Annotated in this window: 16 protein-coding genes; 3 read left to right on the forward strand and 13 right to left on the reverse strand. The window is 59.1% G+C overall.

Annotated features, from left to right (window positions below):
- Window positions 1–4: 4 nt before the first annotated feature.
- The 4 genes from ACQKP4_RS13340 to coxB all read right to left on the reverse strand — a co-directional run bounded on the left by ACQKP4_RS13340 (window position 5) and on the right by coxB (window position 4,483).
- Window positions 5–892 carry a cytochrome c oxidase subunit 3 gene (locus ACQKP4_RS13340; RefSeq protein ID WP_427633774.1) on the reverse strand — a complete coding sequence of 296 codons (888 nt, stop codon included), beginning with the start codon at window positions 890–892 and terminating at the stop codon, window positions 5–7.
- 32 nt (window positions 893–924) lie between these two features.
- Complete coding sequence (locus tag ACQKP4_RS13345) at window positions 925–1,482, reverse strand: cytochrome c oxidase assembly protein (RefSeq protein ID WP_427633775.1); 558 nt, start codon at window positions 1,480–1,482, stop codon at window positions 925–927.
- A 201-nt stretch (window positions 1,483–1,683) separates the two neighbouring features.
- Window positions 1,684–3,273: a cytochrome c oxidase subunit I gene (gene ctaD, locus ACQKP4_RS13350; RefSeq protein WP_427633777.1), complete on the reverse strand. Its 1,590-nt coding sequence runs from the start codon at window positions 3,271–3,273 to the stop codon at window positions 1,684–1,686.
- Window positions 3,274–3,355: 82 nt separating this feature from the next.
- The gene (gene coxB, locus ACQKP4_RS13355; RefSeq protein ID WP_427633778.1) at window positions 3,356–4,483 is read right to left on the reverse strand and encodes a cytochrome c oxidase subunit II; all 1,128 of its coding nucleotides are present in this window, start codon (window positions 4,481–4,483) and stop codon (window positions 3,356–3,358) included.
- 372 nt (window positions 4,484–4,855) lie between these two features.
- Here coxB and ACQKP4_RS13360 point away from each other — a divergent pair, with 372 nt between their 5' ends.
- Window positions 4,856–5,506: a hypothetical protein gene (locus ACQKP4_RS13360; protein WP_427633780.1), complete on the forward strand. Its 651-nt coding sequence runs from the start codon at window positions 4,856–4,858 to the stop codon at window positions 5,504–5,506.
- 123 nt (window positions 5,507–5,629) lie between these two features.
- Here the strand turns inward: ACQKP4_RS13360 and ACQKP4_RS13365 are convergent, their stop codons facing one another.
- The 3 genes from ACQKP4_RS13365 to ACQKP4_RS13375 form a co-directional block, all read right to left on the reverse strand.
- A complete protein-coding gene (locus tag ACQKP4_RS13365) occupies window positions 5,630–7,156 on the reverse strand; it encodes a SulP family inorganic anion transporter (RefSeq protein ID WP_427633781.1) in 1,527 nt (508 codons plus the stop codon).
- A 90-nt stretch (window positions 7,157–7,246) separates the two neighbouring features.
- Window positions 7,247–7,978 (reverse strand): carbonic anhydrase, encoded by a 732-nt coding sequence (locus ACQKP4_RS13370; RefSeq protein WP_427633783.1) that lies wholly within the window; start codon window positions 7,976–7,978, stop codon window positions 7,247–7,249.
- A 243-nt stretch (window positions 7,979–8,221) separates the two neighbouring features.
- Window positions 8,222–9,280, reverse strand: coding sequence for a PA0069 family radical SAM protein (locus ACQKP4_RS13375; protein ID WP_427633785.1), 1,059 nt, complete (start codon window positions 9,278–9,280; stop codon window positions 8,222–8,224).
- A 438-nt stretch (window positions 9,281–9,718) separates the two neighbouring features.
- Between ACQKP4_RS13375 and ACQKP4_RS13380 the strand changes: the two genes are divergently transcribed.
- Window positions 9,719–10,021, forward strand: a complete 303-nt coding sequence (locus ACQKP4_RS13380; protein ID WP_427633787.1) for a hypothetical protein — start codon at window positions 9,719–9,721, stop codon at window positions 10,019–10,021.
- Between the two features lie 61 nt (window positions 10,022–10,082).
- Here the strand turns inward: ACQKP4_RS13380 and ACQKP4_RS13385 are convergent, their stop codons facing one another.
- Genes ACQKP4_RS13385 through ACQKP4_RS13395 form a run of 3 tightly spaced genes read right to left on the reverse strand, consistent with a single transcriptional unit; the run spans window position 10,083 to window position 13,927 of the window.
- The gene (locus ACQKP4_RS13385; RefSeq protein ID WP_427633789.1) at window positions 10,083–11,387 is read right to left on the reverse strand and encodes a c-type cytochrome; all 1,305 of its coding nucleotides are present in this window, start codon (window positions 11,385–11,387) and stop codon (window positions 10,083–10,085) included.
- Between the two features lie 12 nt (window positions 11,388–11,399).
- Window positions 11,400–13,184 carry a GMC family oxidoreductase gene (locus tag ACQKP4_RS13390; protein ID WP_427633791.1) on the reverse strand — a complete coding sequence of 595 codons (1,785 nt, stop codon included), beginning with the start codon at window positions 13,182–13,184 and terminating at the stop codon, window positions 11,400–11,402.
- Window positions 13,185–13,186: 2 nt separating this feature from the next.
- The gene (locus tag ACQKP4_RS13395; RefSeq protein ID WP_427633793.1) at window positions 13,187–13,927 is read right to left on the reverse strand and encodes a gluconate 2-dehydrogenase subunit 3 family protein; all 741 of its coding nucleotides are present in this window, start codon (window positions 13,925–13,927) and stop codon (window positions 13,187–13,189) included.
- Between the two features lie 303 nt (window positions 13,928–14,230).
- On the opposite strand from ACQKP4_RS13395, the gene ACQKP4_RS13400 reads away from it, so the two are divergent.
- Window positions 14,231–14,878, forward strand: coding sequence for a tyrosine-protein phosphatase (locus ACQKP4_RS13400; protein WP_427633836.1), 648 nt, complete (start codon window positions 14,231–14,233; stop codon window positions 14,876–14,878).
- Between the two features lie 8 nt (window positions 14,879–14,886).
- Here ACQKP4_RS13400 and ACQKP4_RS13405 read toward each other — a convergent pair whose 3' ends face one another.
- The 3 genes from ACQKP4_RS13405 to prlC form a co-directional block, all read right to left on the reverse strand.
- Entirely contained in the window at window positions 14,887–16,926 is a 2,040-nt protein-coding gene (locus ACQKP4_RS13405; RefSeq protein WP_427633795.1) for a M3 family metallopeptidase, read from the reverse strand.
- 112 nt (window positions 16,927–17,038) lie between these two features.
- Window positions 17,039–17,326 (reverse strand): YheV family putative zinc ribbon protein, encoded by a 288-nt coding sequence (locus tag ACQKP4_RS13410; RefSeq protein ID WP_427633797.1) that lies wholly within the window; start codon window positions 17,324–17,326, stop codon window positions 17,039–17,041.
- On the reverse strand, window positions 17,323–19,401 hold the full coding sequence (gene prlC / locus ACQKP4_RS13415; RefSeq protein WP_427633799.1) for an oligopeptidase A: 2,079 nt from the start codon (window positions 19,399–19,401) through the stop codon (window positions 17,323–17,325). Before prlC ends, ACQKP4_RS13410 begins: the two co-directional genes overlap by 4 nt.
- Window positions 19,402–19,439: the final 38 nt, after the last annotated feature.

A 19,439-nucleotide genomic window follows, 5' to 3' on the forward strand; every position in this document is an offset into this window, starting at 1 on the left:
CGCCTCAGAGCACGTAGACGAAAACGAACAGCCCGATCCACACCACATCCACAAAGTGCCAATACCAACTGGCCGCTTCGAAGCCGAATTGATGCTCGTTGTCGAAGTGCCCGCGCATGATCCGCATCAGCATCACAAACAGGATGATGGTGCCGATGGTGACGTGGGCGCCGTGGAAACCGGTGAGCATGAAGAACGTTGCACCGTAGATGCCCGAACCCAGGGTCAGGCCCAGTTCGTGGTAGGCGTGCATGTATTCTTCGGCCTGGAAGCCGAGGAACGCGCAGCCCAGCAACACGGTGATCGCCAACCAGATTTTCAGCGCGCCGCGATGGCCTTTTTTCAAGGCGTGGTGGGCGATGGTCACGGTCACGCTGGAGGTCACCAGCAGGATGGTGTTGATCAGCGGCAAGCCCCATGGACTGATGACTTCCTTGGGCGGCGGGAACAGTTTCGGGTCCGGGGTGTGCAGCAGCGGCCAGGCGAACTGAAAGTTCGGCCACAACATGTGCGCGATGCCTTTGGAGCCTTCACCGCCGAGCGCCGGGCCGGAGACGTGCCGCACGTAAAACAGCGCGCCGAAGAAGGCGATGAAGAACATCACCTCCGAGAAAATGAACCAGCTCATGCCCCAGCGGAACGAGCGGTCCATCTGCGCGCTGTACAGCCCTGCGCGTCCTTCCTTGATCACCGTGCCGAACCAGCCGAACAGCATGTAGGCCAGCAGCAGGCCACCGACGAAAAAGATCAGCGGGCCGTGGGATTCCGGGCGCGCGGCTTTGAGGTCGTTGAACCACGTTGCCAGGCCGAATACGGTAACCAGCATGCCGACCGTGGCGATGATCGGCCATTTGCTCTGGGCCGGTACGTAATAGTGTTCATGAGTTGCCATTTATTGTTCTCCTTATCGGGCACGCTCAGCGCCTAGCCACCGGTGCTTGCAGCAACAGCCACGGGCGGATGACGTGCGGTGATATCGAACAGCGTGTAGGACAGCGTCAGGTGCTTCACATCCTTGGGCATGTCTCGGTCAACGATGAAACGTACCGGCATCTCGATCCGTTGACCGGGCTGCAGCACTTGCTGGGTAAAGCAGAAACATTCGGTCTTGTGGAAATACGCGGCGGCCTCGCTGGGGGCGATACTTGGCACGGCCTGGGCGCTCATCGGGCGGTCAGTGGGGTTGTAAGCGACGAAAATCATCTCGTTCACCGCCCCCGGATGGGTCGTCAGTTCATTGCCCTTGGGGTAGAAGTCCCAGACCATGTCGGCGGAATTGGTCGACAGAAACTGCACACGCACCTGCCGCGATGTGTCGACCACTTGCGAGCCTTCGTACTGCCCGGCGGTTTTGCCGTTGATGCCGAACGCCTTGCACATCACGTCGTAGATCGGCACCAGGGCAAACCCGAAAGCAAACATCGCCACCACCACCACCAGCAGGCGGGTGACCAGTTTCTTCATCGAAATCGAGTCAGCCATGATTTCTGCCCTCCGCGCATATCCCTGTGGCGAGGGGGTTTAGCGAAACGTCGCACCGCCCCGTTCGGCTGCGCAGCATTGGTAAAACCAGCGATTGCGATCTGCCTGAGACACTACGACCACAGGTTTTGGGGCCGCTTTGCGACCCAACGGGGGCAAGCCCCCTCGCCACAAAGGTTTGGCCAGCTCGAGTCAGGCGTTTCATTTCACTTCCGGAGGCGTGGTGAAGGTGTGATACGGCGCCGGCGACGGCACGCTCCACTCCAGACCTTCGGCCCCGTCCCACGGTTTGGCCGGTGCAGGCGGGCCGCCGCGAATGGTCTTGATCACGATGAACAGGAAGAAGATCTGCGTGGCACCGAACATGAACGCGCCAATCGACGACACCATGTTGAAGTCGGCGAATTGCAGGTTGTAGTCCGGAATCCGCCGAGGCATGCCCGCCAGTCCCACGAAGTGCATTGGGAAGAAGGTCATGTTCATGCCGACGAAAGACAGCCAGAAATGCAGCTTGCCGAGGGTTTCGTCGTACATGTGCCCGGTCCATTTCGGCAGCCAGTAATACGCCGAGGCGAAGATCCCGAAGATCGCACCGGGCACCAATACGTAGTGGAAATGCGCGACCACGAAGTAGGTGTCCTGGTACTGGAAGTCGGCCGGGGCGATGGCCAGCATCAACCCGGAGAATCCGCCGATGGAGAACAGGATCACGAACGCCACCGCGAACAGCATCGGGGTTTCGAAGGTCAGCGACCCTTGCCACATGGTGCTGGCCCAGTTGAACACCTTCACGCCGGTCGGCACCGCGATCAGCAGCGTCGCGTACATGAAGAACAACTCACCCACCAGCGGAATGCCCACCACAAACATGTGGTGCGCCCAGACGATGAACGACAGGAACGCAATGCTTGCCGTGGCATAGACCATCGAGGTGTAGCCAAACAGCGGTTTGCGCGAGAAGGTCGGGATGATCGAGCTGACGGCACCGAAGGCCGGCAGGATCATGATGTACACCTCGGGGTGACCGAAGAACCAGAACACATGCTGGAACAACACGGGGTCACCGCCACCGGCGGCACTGAAGAAACTGGTGCCGAAGTGGATGTCCATCAGCATCATCGTCACGCAACCGGCCAGTACCGGCATCACCGCGATCAGCAGGAACGCGGTGATCAGCCAGGTCCAGACGAACAGCGGCATTTTCATCAACGTCATGCCGGGGGCGCGCAGGTTGAGGATGGTGGCGATCACGTTGATCGCGCCCATGATCGAACTGATCCCCATCAGGTGAATGGCGAAGATGAAGTAGGTGACGCTTTCCGGCGCGTAGGTCGTCGACAGCGGGGCGTAGAACGTCCAGCCGAAGTTCGGCCCGCCACCGGCGGTGAACAGGGTCGAGATCAGCAGGATGAATGCCGCTGGCAACAGCCAGAAGCTGAAGTTGTTCATCCGTGGCAGGGCCATGTCCGGCGCGCCGATCATCAACGGGATCATCCAGTTGGCGAGGCCGACGAAGGCTGGCATCACCGCGCCGAACACCATCACCAGACCGTGCATGGTGGTCATCTGGTTGAAGAATGCCGGTTCGACGATTTGCAGCCCGGGCTGGAACAGTTCGGCGCGAATCACCATGGCGAACGAACCGCCCACCAGGAACATGGTGAACGCAAACCATAAGTACAGCGTGCCAATGTCCTTGTGGTTGGTGGTCAGCACCCAACGCATCAAGCCTTTGGCGGGGCCGTGGGCATGGTCGGCGGCATGACCGTGGTCATCGATTACAGCGCTCATGGCCGTTCTCCCGAGAACGAATGGGCTGGGCAGGCCGGGGCGCACTGCCCCGACCGGTTCCTGACGTGCGTAATAGACCGGGTCATTTGCTTTCCGCCTGTTTCAGCTCCAGCACTTCTTTAGGAGTGACCATGTCGCCTTTGTTGTTACCCCAGGCGTTGCGTTCGTAGGTCACGACCGCCGCGATATCGACTTCCGACAGCTGCTTGCCGAACGCCGCCATCGCGGTGCCAGGCTTGCCGAAATAAACGCGGTGCAGGTGATCGGCTTTCGGCCCGGTGGCAATCGGCGAGCCTTTGAGCGCCGGGAACATCGGCGGCAAGCCTTGGCCTTCGGCCTGGTGACAGGCCACGCAGGTGGTGTGGTAGATCTTGTCGCCGCGTTCCTTGAGCTCGTCGAGGGTCCATTCCTTGGTGGTCAACTCTTTGAGTTGCGCGGCTTCGGCCTTGCGATCGGCCAGCCATTTGTCGTAATCGGCCTTTTCCTTGACCTCGACCACAATCGGCATGAAGCCGTGATCCTTGCCGCACAGTTCCGCGCACTGGCCACGGTAGATGCCGGGCTTGTCGATGCGGGTCCAGGCTTCGTTGACGAACCCCGGAATCGCGTCGCGCTTGACCGCGAAGGCAGGCACCCACCACGAGTGAATGACGTCGGCGGAGGTCACCAGGAAGCGCACTTTGGCGCCAACGGGCAGCACCAGCGGCTGGTCGACTTCCAGCAAGTAATGCTCGCCCTTGGCTTCCTTGTTGTGGATTTGATCCTGTGGCGTAGCCAGGTTGCTGAAGAACTCGACGTCCTGGCCCAGGTATTTGTAGTGCCACTTCCACTGATACCCGGTGATCTGGATATCGATATCCGGCTCACTGGTGTCGTACATCTTGATCAGGGTCGCCGTCGCAGGAACCGCCATCGCCACCAGAATGATGAACGGCACGATGGTCCAGAGGATTTCGACGGTGGTGCTTTCGTGAAATTTTGCGGCCACCTGTCCGGTCGAGCGACGGTGGACCATCATCGACCAGAACATGGCGCCGAAGACGATGATGCCGATCACTACACAGATCCAGAAAATGGTCATGTGCAGGTCAAATACTGCGTGACTGATTTCAGTCGCTCCAGGCGCCATATTTACAGTCCAGGCGGCTTGCGCCTGACTGAAAATCGACCACAACAGGAGGCCCATCCAGACGTGTGGATGTCGCATCATTGCGGGTTCCCCTTATCGTTCTTGTTATCCCGCCGGCTTTCACCTGCGGCAAGGGAGCGGCATTTTCAGACTACGAACTTGAATCGCCGGGTCTTGCTGCGTGTGCAGTCGGACGTCATCAGCTAACTCCATTTCCAACCCGAGTATAGACAGCGACTGCGACCTCGCAACGTGAGGGCGTAAATGATCTGAAACAGCTGGCACTTGCGTTCAAGGCCACGAATGGAGAAGGATGCAGACGAGTGGTGGCAAATCGATATAACTGTGATGTCTCAAGGATGAAATAATTATGACAAATGCGTCTTAGCAGTTTTCGTAAGCCAGCTAAGTTATGTCTTCCCTATTTCATTGCCTTTGTTTCCTGGAGTTTTCATGAACACCGCCGCATTGCGCGAGCAGATCCAAAAAGCCCAACAACATGAAGCCGAGACCGGCCTCCTGACACGCCAGCTGGAAAGCAAACTGCCTCATCTACACCCTTCTATCCAATTACCTGAAAACGATGCCAATGGCGTGTTGACGCGTTTTGTCGCTGCCTACATCGACGAAGTGCCTGATCTGCTGGACGCAGCCAATGAAGTGGCCAGGGAAGCGGGTATCGAGTCGCAGATCAAACCGGTGCTGAAAATCGCCGAGCATTATTTTCTGCAGCCGCCGGCGGTCATGAATGGCCACGTCGGGCTCGACAGTCTGCTGGACGAAGCCTATCTGGCTCATCGGTTTGTCGAAGAGGTCAATGACCTGTACATCAAGCATTTTGGCCAGCCACTGATCCCATTGGACATGACTGTCGCCAACCTGATTGCTCACCAATTGATCGGTGAAGAGTTCGCCAACCAACTGGATGAGGTGGTGCATCACGCCGTGGACGAGATGCTCGACGACGAAAGCTTTGCACTGGAGTCGGTGGAAGCCTACCGCGAGAAACTCCGCAGCCCGGACACTGGCGCCGCATGGAAGCGCTGGCCGTGCATGTCGCGCCGGTTAGGCGTAGGCCTGGAGCTGGATCAGCCGGCCGCTTGATCTTGCGGTAGGAACCGAATCCCTGTGGGAGCGGGCTTGCTCGCGAAGGCGGTTAATCATTCAACATTAATGTCGACTGATACACCGCATTCGCGAGCAAGCCCGCTCCCACATTTGGTTTTCCTAACCCGCCGAACCAACGCCGGAAGTGGTACGCAACCGCCCCTCCAACCGACGCTTCAACCCCCGCGCTTCAATCAGCAGCTTCGAGCCCTTGGCCGCATTGGCCCGGCCCCATTCCTCAAGCAACTCCAGACACGAGTGATCGATGTAGCTCAGGTTATTGAGCGGCACATGCACGGTCGCACCCGGCGGAATCGTCCCCAGCACCTGAGTCAGCGCCGGCACCTTGAGAAAGGTCGCTGCGCCGATCAAGCGCAACTCCATTTCGCCGTCTGCCGGCAGGTCGATCAAGCTGATCTTCAGCCGCGAAGCTTTCCACGCCAGTTTGGCCAGCGTCAGGCCGAAGCCGATCAGCACGCCGGTCAACAGGTCGGTGAAGATGATCGCCAGCGCGGTCGCCGCGTAGGTGAACATCGGCATTCGGCCATAACGGCCCAAACCGCGAAACGCCTTGAGGTCGACCAGTTTGAAACCGGTGTAGACCAGCACGCCCGCCAGGCTTGCCACCGGAATGCTTTGCAGCACGCTCGACAGCAGCAACACAAACGCCAGTAGCCACAGGCCATGAAATATCGTTGAAAAGCGCGTGGTCGCGCCGGCCTGAACGTTGGCCGAACTGCGCACGATCACCCCCGTCATCGGCAGCGCGCCGAGCAAGCCGCAGAGCATGTTGCCCACCCCTTGCGCCGACAATTCACGGTCGAAATCCGAACGTTGGCCGCTGTGCATCCGGTCGACGGCGGCGGCCGAGAGCAGGGTTTCGGCGCTGGCGATGAAGGCCACGGCGAAAGCGGCGATCAGCAGCGTCGGGTCCGCCAGGTTGAGCAGGTCGGCGGGTTTCAGCCAGTCGATGGCTTCCGCCAGATTGGCCGGGACTTCCACACGTTTGACCGGCAAGGCGAGTATCAGGCTGGCGACAGTCGCCAGACCCACGCCGAGCAAGGCGCCGGGAATAAAACGCAGCGAATGCGGACGCAGTTTTTCCCACAGGTACATCACTGCAATCGTCGACAGCCCGAGCAATCCGGCCTGCCAGCCAAATGACGGCAGGGCTTGCGCCACCGCAGCGGGGAATGCAGCCAGGTTATCCAGCCCCGACGGTTTGGGCACGGCGTCGAGCATCACATGCACTTGTGAGAGCACGATCAGCACGCCGATCCCGGCGAGCATGCCGTACACCACGGCGGGCGCCGTGACCCGAAACCAGCAACCCAGCTTCAAGCGTCCGGCGACCAATTGCAGAAACCCCGCCAGCAGCAGGATCGGCCCGAGCATCGCAATGCCATGCTGGCGCACCAGTTCAAACACCAGCACCGCCAAACCCGCCGCCGGACCGCTGACTTGCAAGGGCGAGCCGGCCAGCCAGCCGACGACCAGACCACCGATGATCCCGGTGATCAAGCCTTTGGCTGGCGGCAGACCCGAGGCGATGGCGATACCCATGCACAAGGGCAAGGCCACAAGAAACACAACCACGGACGCCAGCAGCTCCCGTGGCAGAACAGCTTTTAGTTGAGCAGCACGCATGGTGACTCTCCCGAAGTTTTCTTCAGGCATGGCAAAGCCGGGCTGCGTAAACAGCAGCCTGGGCTAAACCACACTAATTTTTAGGAGGATTCAGAAGCGCGCTTTGGGCGTCGCCACCGGGATCGGATGGCTGCCGTCGAGGGGCAGGAAACATCCCTGATCCGCGTCATACGCTTTGATTTCGCTGGTGTCGATGCTGTAGACCCAGCCATGGATAAAGAGCTGACCGTTGGCCATGCGCGAGGCAACCGACGGGTGCGTGCGCAGATGCTGAAGCTGAGCGATCACATTCTCTTCGGTCAGAACGTGCATGCTTTCGCTTTCGTCGGCGCAGTTGCAGTTTTCCTGGACCATGGTTTTCGCCACTTCTGCATGACGCAGCCAGGCTTTGACCGTCGGCATTTTTTCCAGGCTTTGCGGGTTGAGTACCGCGCGCATCGCGCCGCAATCGGAGTGGCCGCAAATGATGATGTGCTGCACCCCGAGCGCCAACACCGCGTACTCGATCGCCGTGGACACACCGCCGTTCATTTGCCCATAAGGCGGCACAACGTTGCCGACGTTACGGGTGACGAACAGGTCGCCGGGTGAGCTTTGGGTAATCAGTTCGGGAACAATGCGCGAATCGGCGCAGGTGATGAACATCGCCCTTGGGTTCTGGGCCGTGGCGAGTTTTTTGAAGAGCTCTTCCTGCTGCGGAAAGACCTCGTGATGAAAATGCAAAAAGCCGTCAACGATATGCCGCAGCGCTGCATCGGCGGTTTCCGCCTCTGGTTGGGCTGAAGCCGACGCAGCCAACGGCTGTTTATCCTTGTCACTCATGAATTCATCCTCTTTGGCGGAGTCAGGGAATTTTCCCGTTTTGTCCGGTGCGAAGCCAGTGGCTGTTTAAAAAACGTCCGGGTCAAAAAACCAGACCCGTCAGTCACTCGATGAACAAGGTAACTGCCGAAACTTAACTCAAACTGAATCAACCGCTCTAGAACGAGTGTTCCAGGTCGAAAAAAACGTGACCAGGCTAAAAGCGCCGAGGGTACACACTAAACAACCATAGGCCAGTTGTCCTCAAATCAACGACATCTGGCGACCCGGCGGACAAAAGGCTTCGCAGTCCAGATTGAAACCTTCCCGACGATTGAGCCCCAGGCGCTTGATGGTTTTGGCAAAACGTTGCGCCAACAGATCGGCGAACGGTCCTTCGCCACGCATCCGGCTGCCAAACCGGCTGTCGTAGAGTTCACCGCCCCGGCTCTGGCGGATCAGGCTCAACACATGCGCGGCACGTTGAGGATAGTGGGCCGCCAGCCATTCTTCGAACAGCGGCGCCACTTCCAGCGGCAGGCGCAACATCATGTAGGCGGCACTCTGCGCCCCCGCGTCGTGGGCCTCGGTGAGCAAGCTTTCGAGCTCGCTGTCGTTGATCATCGGAATCATCGGCGAACACAGCACGCCCACCGGAATGCCGGCTTCACGCATCACGCGGATCGCCCGCAATCGCGCCTTGGGCGCTGCCGCACGGGGTTCGAGGATGCGTTTGAGTTCGTCGTCCAGCGTAGTGAGGCTGATCATCACCGCCACCAGCTGTTGCTCGGCGAGTTCGGCCAGCAGGTCCAGATCGCGAAGGATTAGCGAGCCTTTAGTGATGATGGTCACTGGATGTCGGTAACGCAGCAGAACCTCAAGGGTTTTTCGGGTGATCTTGTGCTCACGCTCTATCGGTTGATACGGATCGGTATTGGAGCCCAGGTTGATCGGCGCGCATTGATAGCCGCGTTTGCACAGCTGTTCCTCCAGCACATCGGCGGCGTTGGTCTTGGCGATCAGTTTGGTTTCGAAATCCAGGCCCGGCGACATGTCCCAATAAGCGTGACTGGGCCGCGCATAGCAGTAGATGCAACCATGCTCGCAGCCGCGATAGGGATTGATCGAGCGATCAAAGGGCAGGTCCGGGGAATTGTTGCGGGTGATGATGGTTTTCGCCGTCTCGATGCGCACTTGCGTGCCTTGGGTCATCGGCGCTTCCTGATACCAGCCGTCATCCTCGGCCACCGAACGGTTCGGCGCGAACCGATTGTGCGGGTTGGTGGCGGTGCCGCGACCGCGTGGGGGCAAAGGTGTGGACATTGAGATGTGCTCGATTGCTGTATGGGCATACAGTACATCGTACTGAATCCCCATGCGAGCACCGCTCGGCGCTCAATTTTGCCGGGGTGCTCTGCTGTGAGCTCCACAGAACCATGTCTCACGCCGTCTTGAAGAGACTCCCAGCCAACCAACCCAAGCACGGCACAAATTAATTTTTGCGACCTTCAGGGAAAAAACCGACGATACATAGAAACATAAATCACTCACAGCACTTACTTTGTCTAACGCTTCCAGAAATGAATACGAATCGGCCAGTGCCGTTCGGCAATTGACTGTTGTTAATCCTTCGTTAGTTATTTTTTTCAATTCATTTGTCATTCCAGGAAACAGATCGGTCGTAGCCAGATTTAAACTTCACTCTTATTATTCGACCCACACGAAGTTTGTCGTGTTCTTATTATTAAAAGGATTTTATATATGTCGAACTACAATCAGCGCGGTATCTTTCTTCAACTGCTGGCCCCTTCTATCGTCAGTCCGAAAGAAGTTCGGGTGTCCATGCAGTTCGCTTTGAAAGAAGAGGGTTACGATCCGGAAAATCGCCTGCCCACTTACTCCCTGCTTGATTCCAGTACCCGCGAGGCCGTTTCCAATGACGGTGGTGTGACGTTTACCCTGCGGACTGCCGCTGACGTGGACGGTGACGGCGATATCGACGGTAATGACCAGGCAACCTTGTTGGCACTGGCCAAGGCGTATTCAACTATTGTCAATCCTTGATACTTGACGTCCCACTAACCCTGCATGCATGACGCATGCAGGGTTAGTGGGTGGTCATGGCTTAGTTGTGTTGCGTCAGTTGGCCAAGGTCGTCACTGGATGTACTTTTCATATCATCCTTGCGAAGTTTGGCTACATCGCCGGAACTTACTGGCGCGCCTTTATTACCCCAACTTGTGCGGATGAAACTTACAACATCCGCCACTTCCTGATCCGACAGCCGCCAGGCAAAGGCCGGCATGGTGAACGTTGACGGTGCGGTGTGCGTCGCCGGCAAGGTGCCGCCCTTGAGCACGATATGAATCAGCGACGTCGGGTCATCGGACTGCAACACCGGGTTGCCGGCCAGTGCCGGGAACACCCGCGTGTAACCGTGACCATCCGTACGGTGGCAGGCCGCGCAGTTGTCGATGTACACCGAGGCCCCAGGCTTGCTGTCGTCACCCTTCCACAGTGCCTGAGCGACTTGCTTGTCGTACTGGTGTGGCGTGTCGTTGGGGTCATTGGCGGGCAGTGACTTGAGGTAGCGGGCGATGGCCGTCAGGTCGGCGTCAGTCATGTATTGCATGCTGTGGGTCACCACATCGCTCATGCCACCGAATACCGCACTGCGGTCGCTGCGTCCGGTCTTGAGAAATTGCACCAGTTGCTCCTCGCTCCAGCTGCCGAGGCCGTCCTTGTGATCACCCCGCAGACTTTTCGCGATCCAGCCTTCCAGTGGCGCGCTGCCTGACAGAAACGCACTGCCTTCACCGGCATTCAGGGCTTTTTCCTGCATGGTCAGGGCACGCGGCGTATGGCAAGCGCCGCAATGTCCCAGGCCTTCCACCAGATACGCTCCACGACTGACGACCGCATCTGCGCCGGGCGGCGCCTGGTAGTCGGCCACGGCCGGGGCGAACAGCCAACGCCAGCCCATCAGTGGCCAACGCATGCTCAACGGCCAGGGAATGTCGCTGGCCTTGTTCTCTTGGGCAACCGGCGCCACGCCGTGCATGAAGTAGGCATACAAGGCCTGCATGTCGGTTTCGTTGACGCTGGCGTAGGACGGATACGGCATGGCCGGGTACAAGGTACTACCGTTTTTGGCGACACCGTGGCGCACGGCTTTGTCGAAGTCTTCGAAGCTGTAATCGCCGAGGCCGGTTTTGTCCGGGGTGATGTTGGTGGAGTAGATCGTCCCGATCGGCGTTTCCATCGGCAGGCCACCGGCGAACGGTTTGCCGTTTTTGGCCGTGTGGCAAGCCACGCAGTCGCCGGCACGGGCGAGGTATTCACCCTGCTTGACCAGATTGTTATCGACGTCGGCGGCGTAGATCGAACCGCTGCCGAGCAGCGCGAAGGTCGCGATAACGAGTGCTTTCATGGTTATCGCTCCTTATGCCTGAACCAGCGGGCCGGGGTTTTTCAGGTATTGCTCGCGAATCGCCCGGGCCGACCAGTAGGTCAATGCGGCGACCAGGCCTGTAGGGTTGTAGCCCAGGCCTTGTGGGAAAGCGGAAGCGCCAGGGACGAATACGTTGTGCACGTCCCAGCTCTGTAAGTAGCGATTGAGGGCGCTGGTTTTCGGGTCGGTGCCCATGATTGCGCCGCCGTTGAGGTGCGTGGTCTGGTAGGCCGCGGTGTTGAAGTGATCACCGACCTGTTTGCCGATCACAGCGATGGCTTTCGGCCCCATCGCTTCGGCGATCTTGCCCATTTTCTCGACCATGAAGCGGTTCATCTTGATGTCGTTTTCCTGCCAGTCGAACGTCATCCGCAGCAGCGGCAAGCCGTAGGCATCGCGGTACACCGGGTCGAGATCGAGGTAGTTGCCACGGTAGGACTGATGCGCGCCGTGGGCGTCCATCGAGACCTGGTGGGTGTAGTAATCGGCGGTGGCGCGTTTCCATGCACTGCCCCAGGCTGGCGTGCCGGGCGGGTTGGAGGTTCCGGCAATCGGCCGGCTGCCGGCCTGGTTGACCCACATCGGCGAGCCGCCGACGAAGCCATGCGGCCCGTGGTCGAAGTTGTCGGCGTTGAAGTCGTCCACCGCCACGCCGTTACCGCCAGCGCCGATGAAGTTGTTGGTGTGGGTGTCCTTGTCGAAGAACGCCTTGATCGTGGCCATGTTCTGGTAGGCGAAATTCTTGCCGACCACGCCTTCACCGCTGATCGGGTCGTAAGGCTTGCCAATGCCGGAGAGCAACATCAACCGTACGTTGTGAAACTGGAACGCGCCGAGGATCACCAGATCGGCAGGCTGTTCAATCTCCCGGCCCTGGCCATCGATATAGGTCACACCCGTGGCTTTGCTCTTGGTGCTGTCGAGGTTGACCCGCAACACGTGGGAATTGGGCCGCAGCTCGAAATTCGGCAGCGGGTTGAGGGCCGGCAGAATGTTCACGTTGGGCGATGCCTTGGAATACATGTAGCAGACGTAACCGCTGCAAAAACCGCAGAAGTTGCACGGCCCCATCTGTGCGCCGTAGGGGTTGGTGTACGGGCCTGACGTATTGGCCGACGGCAGGTTGTAGGGTTTGTAACCCACGGCTGTGGCTGCTTTCTGAAACAGCTGTGCGGAAACGGTGTTCTTCTGCGATTGCAGCGGGAACGGGTTCGAGCGATCCGGTGCGTAAGGGTTGCCGCCCTTGCCTTCACCGACCAACTGACCGTTCACCGTCCAGGCCTGGCCCGACGTGCCAAACACCTTCTCGGCGTAATCGAAAAACGGTTCCAGCTCTTCATAGCTGACGCCGAAGTCCTGAATGGTCATGTCCTTGGGAATGAAGTGTTTGCCATAACGTTCTTCGTAATGGCTGCGCATCCGCAGCTCGATCGGGTCGACCCGAAAATGCACGCCGGACCAGTGCAGCCCCGCGCCGCCGACACCGTTACCGGGCAGGAATGCCCCGAGTTGGCGGTTAGGCAGGGCGATGTCATTCACGCTATGGCGGATGGTCACGGTCTCTTTGGAGATGTCCTGGAACAGTTTCTTGCGCACGCTGTAGGTCAGTTCGTCGATCACCTGGGGATAGTTGCCGTCGGGGTAGGTGTCCTGCATCGGTCCACGCTCCAGCGCCAACACGTTCAGGCCCGCCTCTGTCAGCTCTTTGGCCATGATTGCGCCGGTCCAGCCAAACCCGACGATCACCGCGTCGACCTTCTTCATTACGGTTGCCATGCTCAAGCCCTCTCGCCGCGAATCGACACTGCCGGGAAGGGGTATTGCTCGTTGCGTTCCACCCAATCCATGAAATCGGCGCGCGCGCCGGGGAAGCCGATCATGGTCCAGCCGACCAGGCCTTTATTGCCACCGTGGACCGGGTCGCAGAAGAACCCTTCCTTGGTGTTTTGCAGCAGCAAGTTGAAGAAAATCTTCGACGGCACGCTGTCGAACTCAGGCTTTCCGGCCTCGAGTTGTTTCAGCAAATCGTCTCGGGTAGCGCTGTCTTGCTCGGCAAAGACTTTGCCGTTGAATGCCTTCGACCACGCATCCGTCGCGGCGATGCCCAAGCGGTAGATTTCCTTGGGCACCAGTTTGCTCTGCCAACCCATTTCCGGCGCCGCGTCGGCGTTGAACGGTCCCTGCATGAACCACAGCGCACCGGCGGCGTACGGCGTGCTCATTTGGCGGTCGATGTATTCGGGTACGCCGGCTTCCAGAGCGCCGGGGCCTTGCGCGTCCTTCGGGATCAATTGGGCGACCGCCGCGTTGATGAACGTCCACTCTTCGGCCGTGAAGTAGGCGGGTTCATAAGTGCCGCTGCTGACGGGCGTTTTGTCGGGCGTGGCGGGCGTCGCTTGCGGTGCGGCCATCAACACGGCGCTGCCCAGCCCGGTGCTGGCGACGGTGACCACCGGGATCAAGGTCAGGGATTTGAGTAAAAAATCACGCCGCGGGTTATCTCGATCTTGATCGGACATGGGGGTACACCTCATCAGGCATTGATGGTTTTCAGTCGTCTCATGGGACGACTTTTCGTTTTGATCGCGGATGCGGTTCGCGTGACGACGCAAAAAAGGACGCATCTGCAAACTTTGGTAACAAATGGTAGCAGCCTAAGTATCAAGATGAATCGATTCAGCCAAAAAACTTGGGTTTTTTCGACGAAAGCCGCTTCAGACCCACGATTCACAATTCTTTGACAGTTGCCTCACAGGTCTTTGACTGTTCACGGCCCACCCTGCATGGCATTCACCAACTTCTTCCCACACGGTCGTCCGAGCATGTCCCGATTGCGCCTTTTCCCTGCGACATTCCTTGTGTCGCTGTTCGCACTGTTCACCCAGATCCAGGCCCATGCGGATGACACCACTTCCCCCCGCCCGGCGGATTGGGCGCAATCGGTCGAGGTGCAATACAACCTCTATCAAATGTCCCCGACGTTGTACCGCAGCGCGCTGCCCGACAAAGGTGTCGTGCCGTTGCTGCAAAAGCTCAAGATCGCCACCGTCATCAGTTTCCTGCCAGAGCAGGATTCGAGCTGGTTATCCACCCCCGGCATTGCGCAGGTGCAACTGCCTTATCGGACCAATCACGTCGACGACGCGCAGGTGCTCAAAGTCCTGCGCGCGATCAAGACGGCTGAGGCCAATGGCCCGGTGCTCATGCACTGCAAACATGGCTCGGACCGCACCGGGCTGATGGCGGCGATGTACCGTGTGGTGGTGCAAGGCTGGAGCAAGGAAGACGCCCTGAACGAAATGACTCAGGGCGGTTTTGGTGAGAGCAACGGCTTCAAGGATGGCGTGCGTTATGTGATGCAGGCCGATGCCGACAAGCTTCGGACCGCAATGGCCAACGGCGACTGCAGCACCAGCCCTTTCGCCGCGTGCTCGATGAAGAGCTGGTTGAAATCAGCCAACGTTGAATAAACGTCCGTTCAATGGGTGACCGCTGCGGGCGGCGCCGCAAAAATGTCTTCAGTCATCGAGCGTCCCAGGAATTCGTCCAGGGCAATCAGCAACGAGCGCGAATCGCCGGGTGAAAAAAACGCTTCGCGAAAGGCGTGGCCCGATTGTGCATTGAACACCCAATCCTTTTGAAACCGGCTGAACGCTTCGGTCGCCAATACCCCCGACCACGCGTACGCGTAAACCGACGCGGCATATCCCGTCACCACATAGTCAAAACTGTTGGCGAACCGACAGTAAGCCGGCAGTTGCATATGGGGAATCTCGCGCATTACGTCGTCGAAAACCTGCTGAATGTCTCGACCGTCACCACGGCTGCGGTGCAATTCGAAGTCGAACAATGCGCCCATCAACACATGCGCGGTTTGCTGGCTGGTCTGGGCTTGAATGGCGGTCAACGCCGCATCGACCCGCGCTTCGGTCAAGCGCTCGCCGGTCTGGTAATGCGCGGCCAGCCACAGCAGAAGTTCGCGAGACAGACACCAGCGTTCAAACAACTGCCCGGTAAATTCCGCCGTGTCGCGTCCCAACTGAGAGATGCCCGACAGGCGATGGTGAGGCGAGCGCGTCAGGATGTGTTGCAGGCAATGGCCGAACTCATGAAACAGAATCCGCAGGTCGAGGTGCTTGAGGAGGCAGGGCTGTTCGTTGTTCCCTGGCGTGAAGTTGCCGAAAAGAACGGCTATCGGCAACGTCAACCGGCCCTCGGCGTCTACCCGGCGATTGCGCAGGGTTGCGGTCCAGGCATAGTCCGGGGCTTGCACTCTATGGAACGGGTCAAGGTAGATATGCCCGATCACCTGGCCGTGCTCGCTGATTTCAAACAGGCGCACGTTGTCATGCCAGCGGCTGAACACGGTCTGCTCGACGATCTGAATGCCGAACATGCGCTCGCTGAACAGGCAGAGCCTGTGCAACGTGCCGTCCAGCGCAAAGTAGCTGCGCAATTTTTTCAAGGCCCCGCCCAGACGGTGCTCGCGCAATTGGTCGGCGAGAAATTCGTGATCCCACGGCTGCACGACCGTCATGCCACGTTCCAGCGCAAAGGCCTTGAGCTCTTGCGCGTCGCGTTCCAGCGCTGGCGTCGCCAGCGCGATTTGCCGTCGCAGAAAAGCGCTGACCTGGCCGGTTGATTCGGCCATTTCAGTCACGAGATTCAATTGCGCGAAATTGTCGAACCCCAGCAATTGCGCTTTTTTGTGACGAGTGGAAAGCAGCAATTCCAGCACCGGACCATTATCGAATGCCCCGGCATTCGGGCCTTGATCGGAAGCGCGTGTGGTGTAAGCCACAAAATATTCTTCGCGCAGGGGCCGGTTTTCGGCGTAGGTCATGATGCGGTTGAAGGTGTCCTGATCCAGGCGGATCAGCCAGCCCGAATGCCCCGCCTGTTGTGCATTGAGTGCCAGACGATCCTTGGTTGCCTGGGACAACCCGTTCAATTGCGCGGGGTCGTCGACCCGTTTGCTCCAGGCTTTGCTGGCGTTTTCCAGATTGCTCAGGAACAGGCTTTCGAGCAGGTTGATGTCGCGGGTCAGTTGCGCCAGTTTCTGCTGTCGCTCCGGGTTCAAGTCGATTCCGGACAAGCGAAACCTTTGCAGAATCTTGTTCAGCACCGCTTTGCGGGGTTCATCGAAATTGCGCGCGACCGGACTTTGCGCCAGTCGCTGATACGTATGGAACAGCGCCTGATTGTTCATCTTTTCCGATTTGTATTGCGCAACGGCATCGCTGCAGGCGGCGCTCGCCGCATCCCAGGCATTGCCGTCGTTGACCGTCGTGAGTGTTTCGATCAGGCCCATGGCTTCATCCAGGCGCGCATCGATTGCATCCACCGCCAGTACCAGATCGTCCCAGTTCGGGTGCACGGTTTGGCTGGCGATCACCTGCGCCAGGGTTTGACGATGGTCGGCAATGAGGGCGTCGATGGCCGGCACCAGATGGTCGGCACGGATGCGCGACCAGGGCGGCAGGCCCCAGTGCTGCAACAACGGATTGGTATCAGGCATGGCGTCTTCCTTGAGGATGGCTGAAAGGATCAGCCTAAGCAGGAAGCGCAGGGCAAGGGTGGTAAATAGATACCACCTTCCACCCGGTCAAAAGGTGGAAGGTGGTGGCGACTCAGTGTTGCTCGTCAGGCTTTTTCTTCAGTTTCGGATTCGGGAAAAACTGCACGGCCTGAACCTTGGTGTCCGGCGCTTTCAACGCCGAGGTATTGACCCGCGTGCCCAATTCCTTGGGCACCGACAAACCTTGTTCATTGAGGGTGTCGGAATAACCGCAGGCCACGCATTCGCGATGCGGGACCTCGTCTTCGTTCCACATCATCAATTTGTCCGGCTCGCTGCACGCCGGGCAGACCGCCCCGGCGATAAAGCGTCTTTTGGTGATCACAGGCCCCTCGCTCATGCTGCCGCGTCCTCACTCAGGCCGCTGTGGCGCAAGAGTGCGTCAATCGATGGCGCACGGCCACGGAAGTCGACGAACAGCACCATCGGTTCCTGAGAACCACCGCGCGCGAGGATCGCTTCACGGAACGCGCGACCGGTCTCGGCGTTCAGCACGCCGTCTTCCTCAAACTTCGAGAAGGCATCGGCGGACAGCACTTCAGCCCATTTGTAGCTGTAGTAACCCGCCGCGTAACCGCCGGCGAAGATGTGCGCAAAGCTGTTGGGGAAACGGTTGTAGGCCGGTGGACGCATGACCGACACCTCGTTGCGCACGCCTTCGAGCACTTGCGCCACGCTGCGGCCGTCGCCGTGAGTGGCATGCAGTTCGAAGTCGAACAGCGAGAACTCGATTTGGCGGACCATCATCAGGCCCGACTGGAAGTTCTTCGCGGCGAGCATTTTGCCCAGCAGGTCTTGCGGCAGCGGTTCGCCGGTCTCGTAGTGCCCGGAAATCAGCGCCAGACCTTCCGGCTCCCAGCACCAGTTTTCCATGAACTGACTCGGCAACTCGACCGCGTCCCACGCCACGCCATTGATGCCGGAGACACCGGCATGTTCGACGCGGGTCAGCAGGTGATGCAGGCCGTGACCGAATTCGTGGAACAGCGTGGTGACTTCATCGTGCGTCAGCAGCGCGGGTTTGCCGCTGTCGGCCGGGGTGAAGTTGCACACCAGATTGGCCACCGGGTTTTGCAGTACACCCTCAGCGGTGCGGCGACGGTCTCGGGCGCCGTCCATCCAGGCACCGCCGCGCTTGTTGGCGCGCGCATAGAGGTCGAAGAAGAAGCGACCGACGTGCTGGCCGTTTTCCTTGATTTCGAACAGGCGAACATCCGGGTGCCAGGTGTCGAAGCCTTTCTGCTCGGCGATCTCGATGCCGTACAGGCGCTGGACAATGGCGAACAGGCCGCTCAGCACCTTGTCGATCGGGAAGTAAGCGCGAAGGGCTTCCTGGGCAACGCTGTAACGTTGTTCACGAAGTTTTTCGCCGTAGAAACCGCTGTCCCAGCTTTGCAGGTCCGGGCAGCCTTGTTCGGCGGCGTAGGCTTTGAGCTGTTCCAGGTCCTGAGCGGCGAACGGTTTGCTGCGCTTGGCCAGATCGCGCAGGAAACTCAGCACCTGATCGCTGGACTCGGCCATTTTGGTGGCCAGGCTCAGTTCAGAAAAACTGGCGAAGCCGAGCAGTCTGGCCAGTTCCTGACGCAGGTCGAGAATTTCTTCCATGACCGGGCCATTGTCGTTCTGACCGGCATTCGGGCCTTGGTCCGACGCACGGGTGCAGTAGGCGGCGTAGACTTCTTCGCGCAACGCACGGTCGTGGGCGTAGGTCATCACCGCGAAATAGCTCGGGAATTCCAGGGTGATCAGGAAGCCTTCCAGGTCTTTGGCCTGTGCCGCAGCGGCCATCTGTGCCTTGGCCGAATCGGTCAGGCCGGCGAGGGTGGCTTCGTCGGTAACGTGTTTGGTCCAGGCTTGGGTCGCGTCGAGCAACTGATTGGAGAAGCGGCTGCCCAGCTCCGAAAGCTTGCTCTGCACATCGGCGTAACGTTTCTGTTCGGCTTCCGGCAGGTCGATACCCGACAGACGGAAGTCACGCAGCGAATGTTCCAGGGTAGTTTTCTGCGCCACATCGAAACCGGCCGCTTCGGGGCTGTTGGCCAAGGTTTCGAAGGCCTGGAACAGTTCGCGGTTCTGGCCCATTTCAGTGGAGTAGGCGCTCAGCGCCGGCAGGCAGGACTCGTAGGCTTCGCGCAGTTCAGGGCTGTTGCACACGGCATTCAAATGACTGACCGGGCTCCAGGCGGCACCGAGGCGATCGTTGAGTTCGTCCATCGCCAGCACCAGGCCGGCCCAGGTCGGTTGTTTGCCTTGGGTCTTGAGGATCTCGACAATGGCGGCGCGGTTGTCAGCCAGGATCTGTTCGATGGCCGGTTGCACGTGTTCGGCACGGATTGCCGAGAACGGCGGCAGGTCGTAGGACTGCAAAAGAGGGTTGTTCACGCTCACGGTTGGCACCTTGGCTGGAAGAAACATGCGGCCATCTTAATTACAATCGACGCTCACCGCAGCTA

This window comes from Pseudomonas sp. NPDC086278 (assembly GCF_050280905.1).
In the GTDB taxonomy this organism is placed as follows: Bacteria; Pseudomonadota; Gammaproteobacteria; order Pseudomonadales; family Pseudomonadaceae; genus Aquipseudomonas.

Excerpts from the sequence above, each read along its gene's own strand:
- coxB (WP_427633778.1), bottom strand. The coding sequence starts at position 4,483 with ATGATGCGACATCCACACGTCTGGATGGGCCTCCTGTTGTGGTCGATT.
- ACQKP4_RS13370 (WP_427633783.1), bottom strand. The coding sequence starts at position 7,978 with ATGAGTGACAAGGATAAACAGCCGTTGGCTGCGTCGGCTTCAGCCCAA.
- prlC (WP_427633799.1), bottom strand. The coding sequence starts at position 19,401 with ATGTTTCTTCCAGCCAAGGTGCCAACCGTGAGCGTGAACAACCCTCTT.
- ACQKP4_RS13380 (WP_427633787.1), top strand. The coding sequence starts at position 9,719 with ATGTCGAACTACAATCAGCGCGGTATCTTTCTTCAACTGCTGGCCCCT.
- ACQKP4_RS13360 (WP_427633780.1), top strand. The coding sequence starts at position 4,856 with ATGAACACCGCCGCATTGCGCGAGCAGATCCAAAAAGCCCAACAACAT.
- ACQKP4_RS13375 (WP_427633785.1), bottom strand. The coding sequence starts at position 9,280 with ATGTCCACACCTTTGCCCCCACGCGGTCGCGGCACCGCCACCAACCCG.
- ACQKP4_RS13410 (WP_427633797.1), bottom strand. The coding sequence starts at position 17,326 with ATGAGCGAGGGGCCTGTGATCACCAAAAGACGCTTTATCGCCGGGGCG.
- ACQKP4_RS13400 (WP_427633836.1), top strand. The coding sequence starts at position 14,231 with ATGTCCCGATTGCGCCTTTTCCCTGCGACATTCCTTGTGTCGCTGTTC.
- ACQKP4_RS13385 (WP_427633789.1), bottom strand. The coding sequence starts at position 11,387 with ATGAAAGCACTCGTTATCGCGACCTTCGCGCTGCTCGGCAGCGGTTCG.
- ACQKP4_RS13405 (WP_427633795.1), bottom strand. The coding sequence starts at position 16,926 with ATGCCTGATACCAATCCGTTGTTGCAGCACTGGGGCCTGCCGCCCTGG.
- ACQKP4_RS13345 (WP_427633775.1), bottom strand. The coding sequence starts at position 1,482 with ATGGCTGACTCGATTTCGATGAAGAAACTGGTCACCCGCCTGCTGGTG.
- ACQKP4_RS13395 (WP_427633793.1), bottom strand. The coding sequence starts at position 13,927 with ATGTCCGATCAAGATCGAGATAACCCGCGGCGTGATTTTTTACTCAAA.
- ACQKP4_RS13365 (WP_427633781.1), bottom strand. The coding sequence starts at position 7,156 with ATGCGTGCTGCTCAACTAAAAGCTGTTCTGCCACGGGAGCTGCTGGCG.
- ctaD (WP_427633777.1), bottom strand. The coding sequence starts at position 3,273 with ATGAGCGCTGTAATCGATGACCACGGTCATGCCGCCGACCATGCCCAC.
- ACQKP4_RS13390 (WP_427633791.1), bottom strand. The coding sequence starts at position 13,184 with ATGGCAACCGTAATGAAGAAGGTCGACGCGGTGATCGTCGGGTTTGGC.
- ACQKP4_RS13340 (WP_427633774.1), bottom strand. The coding sequence starts at position 892 with ATGGCAACTCATGAACACTATTACGTACCGGCCCAGAGCAAATGGCCG.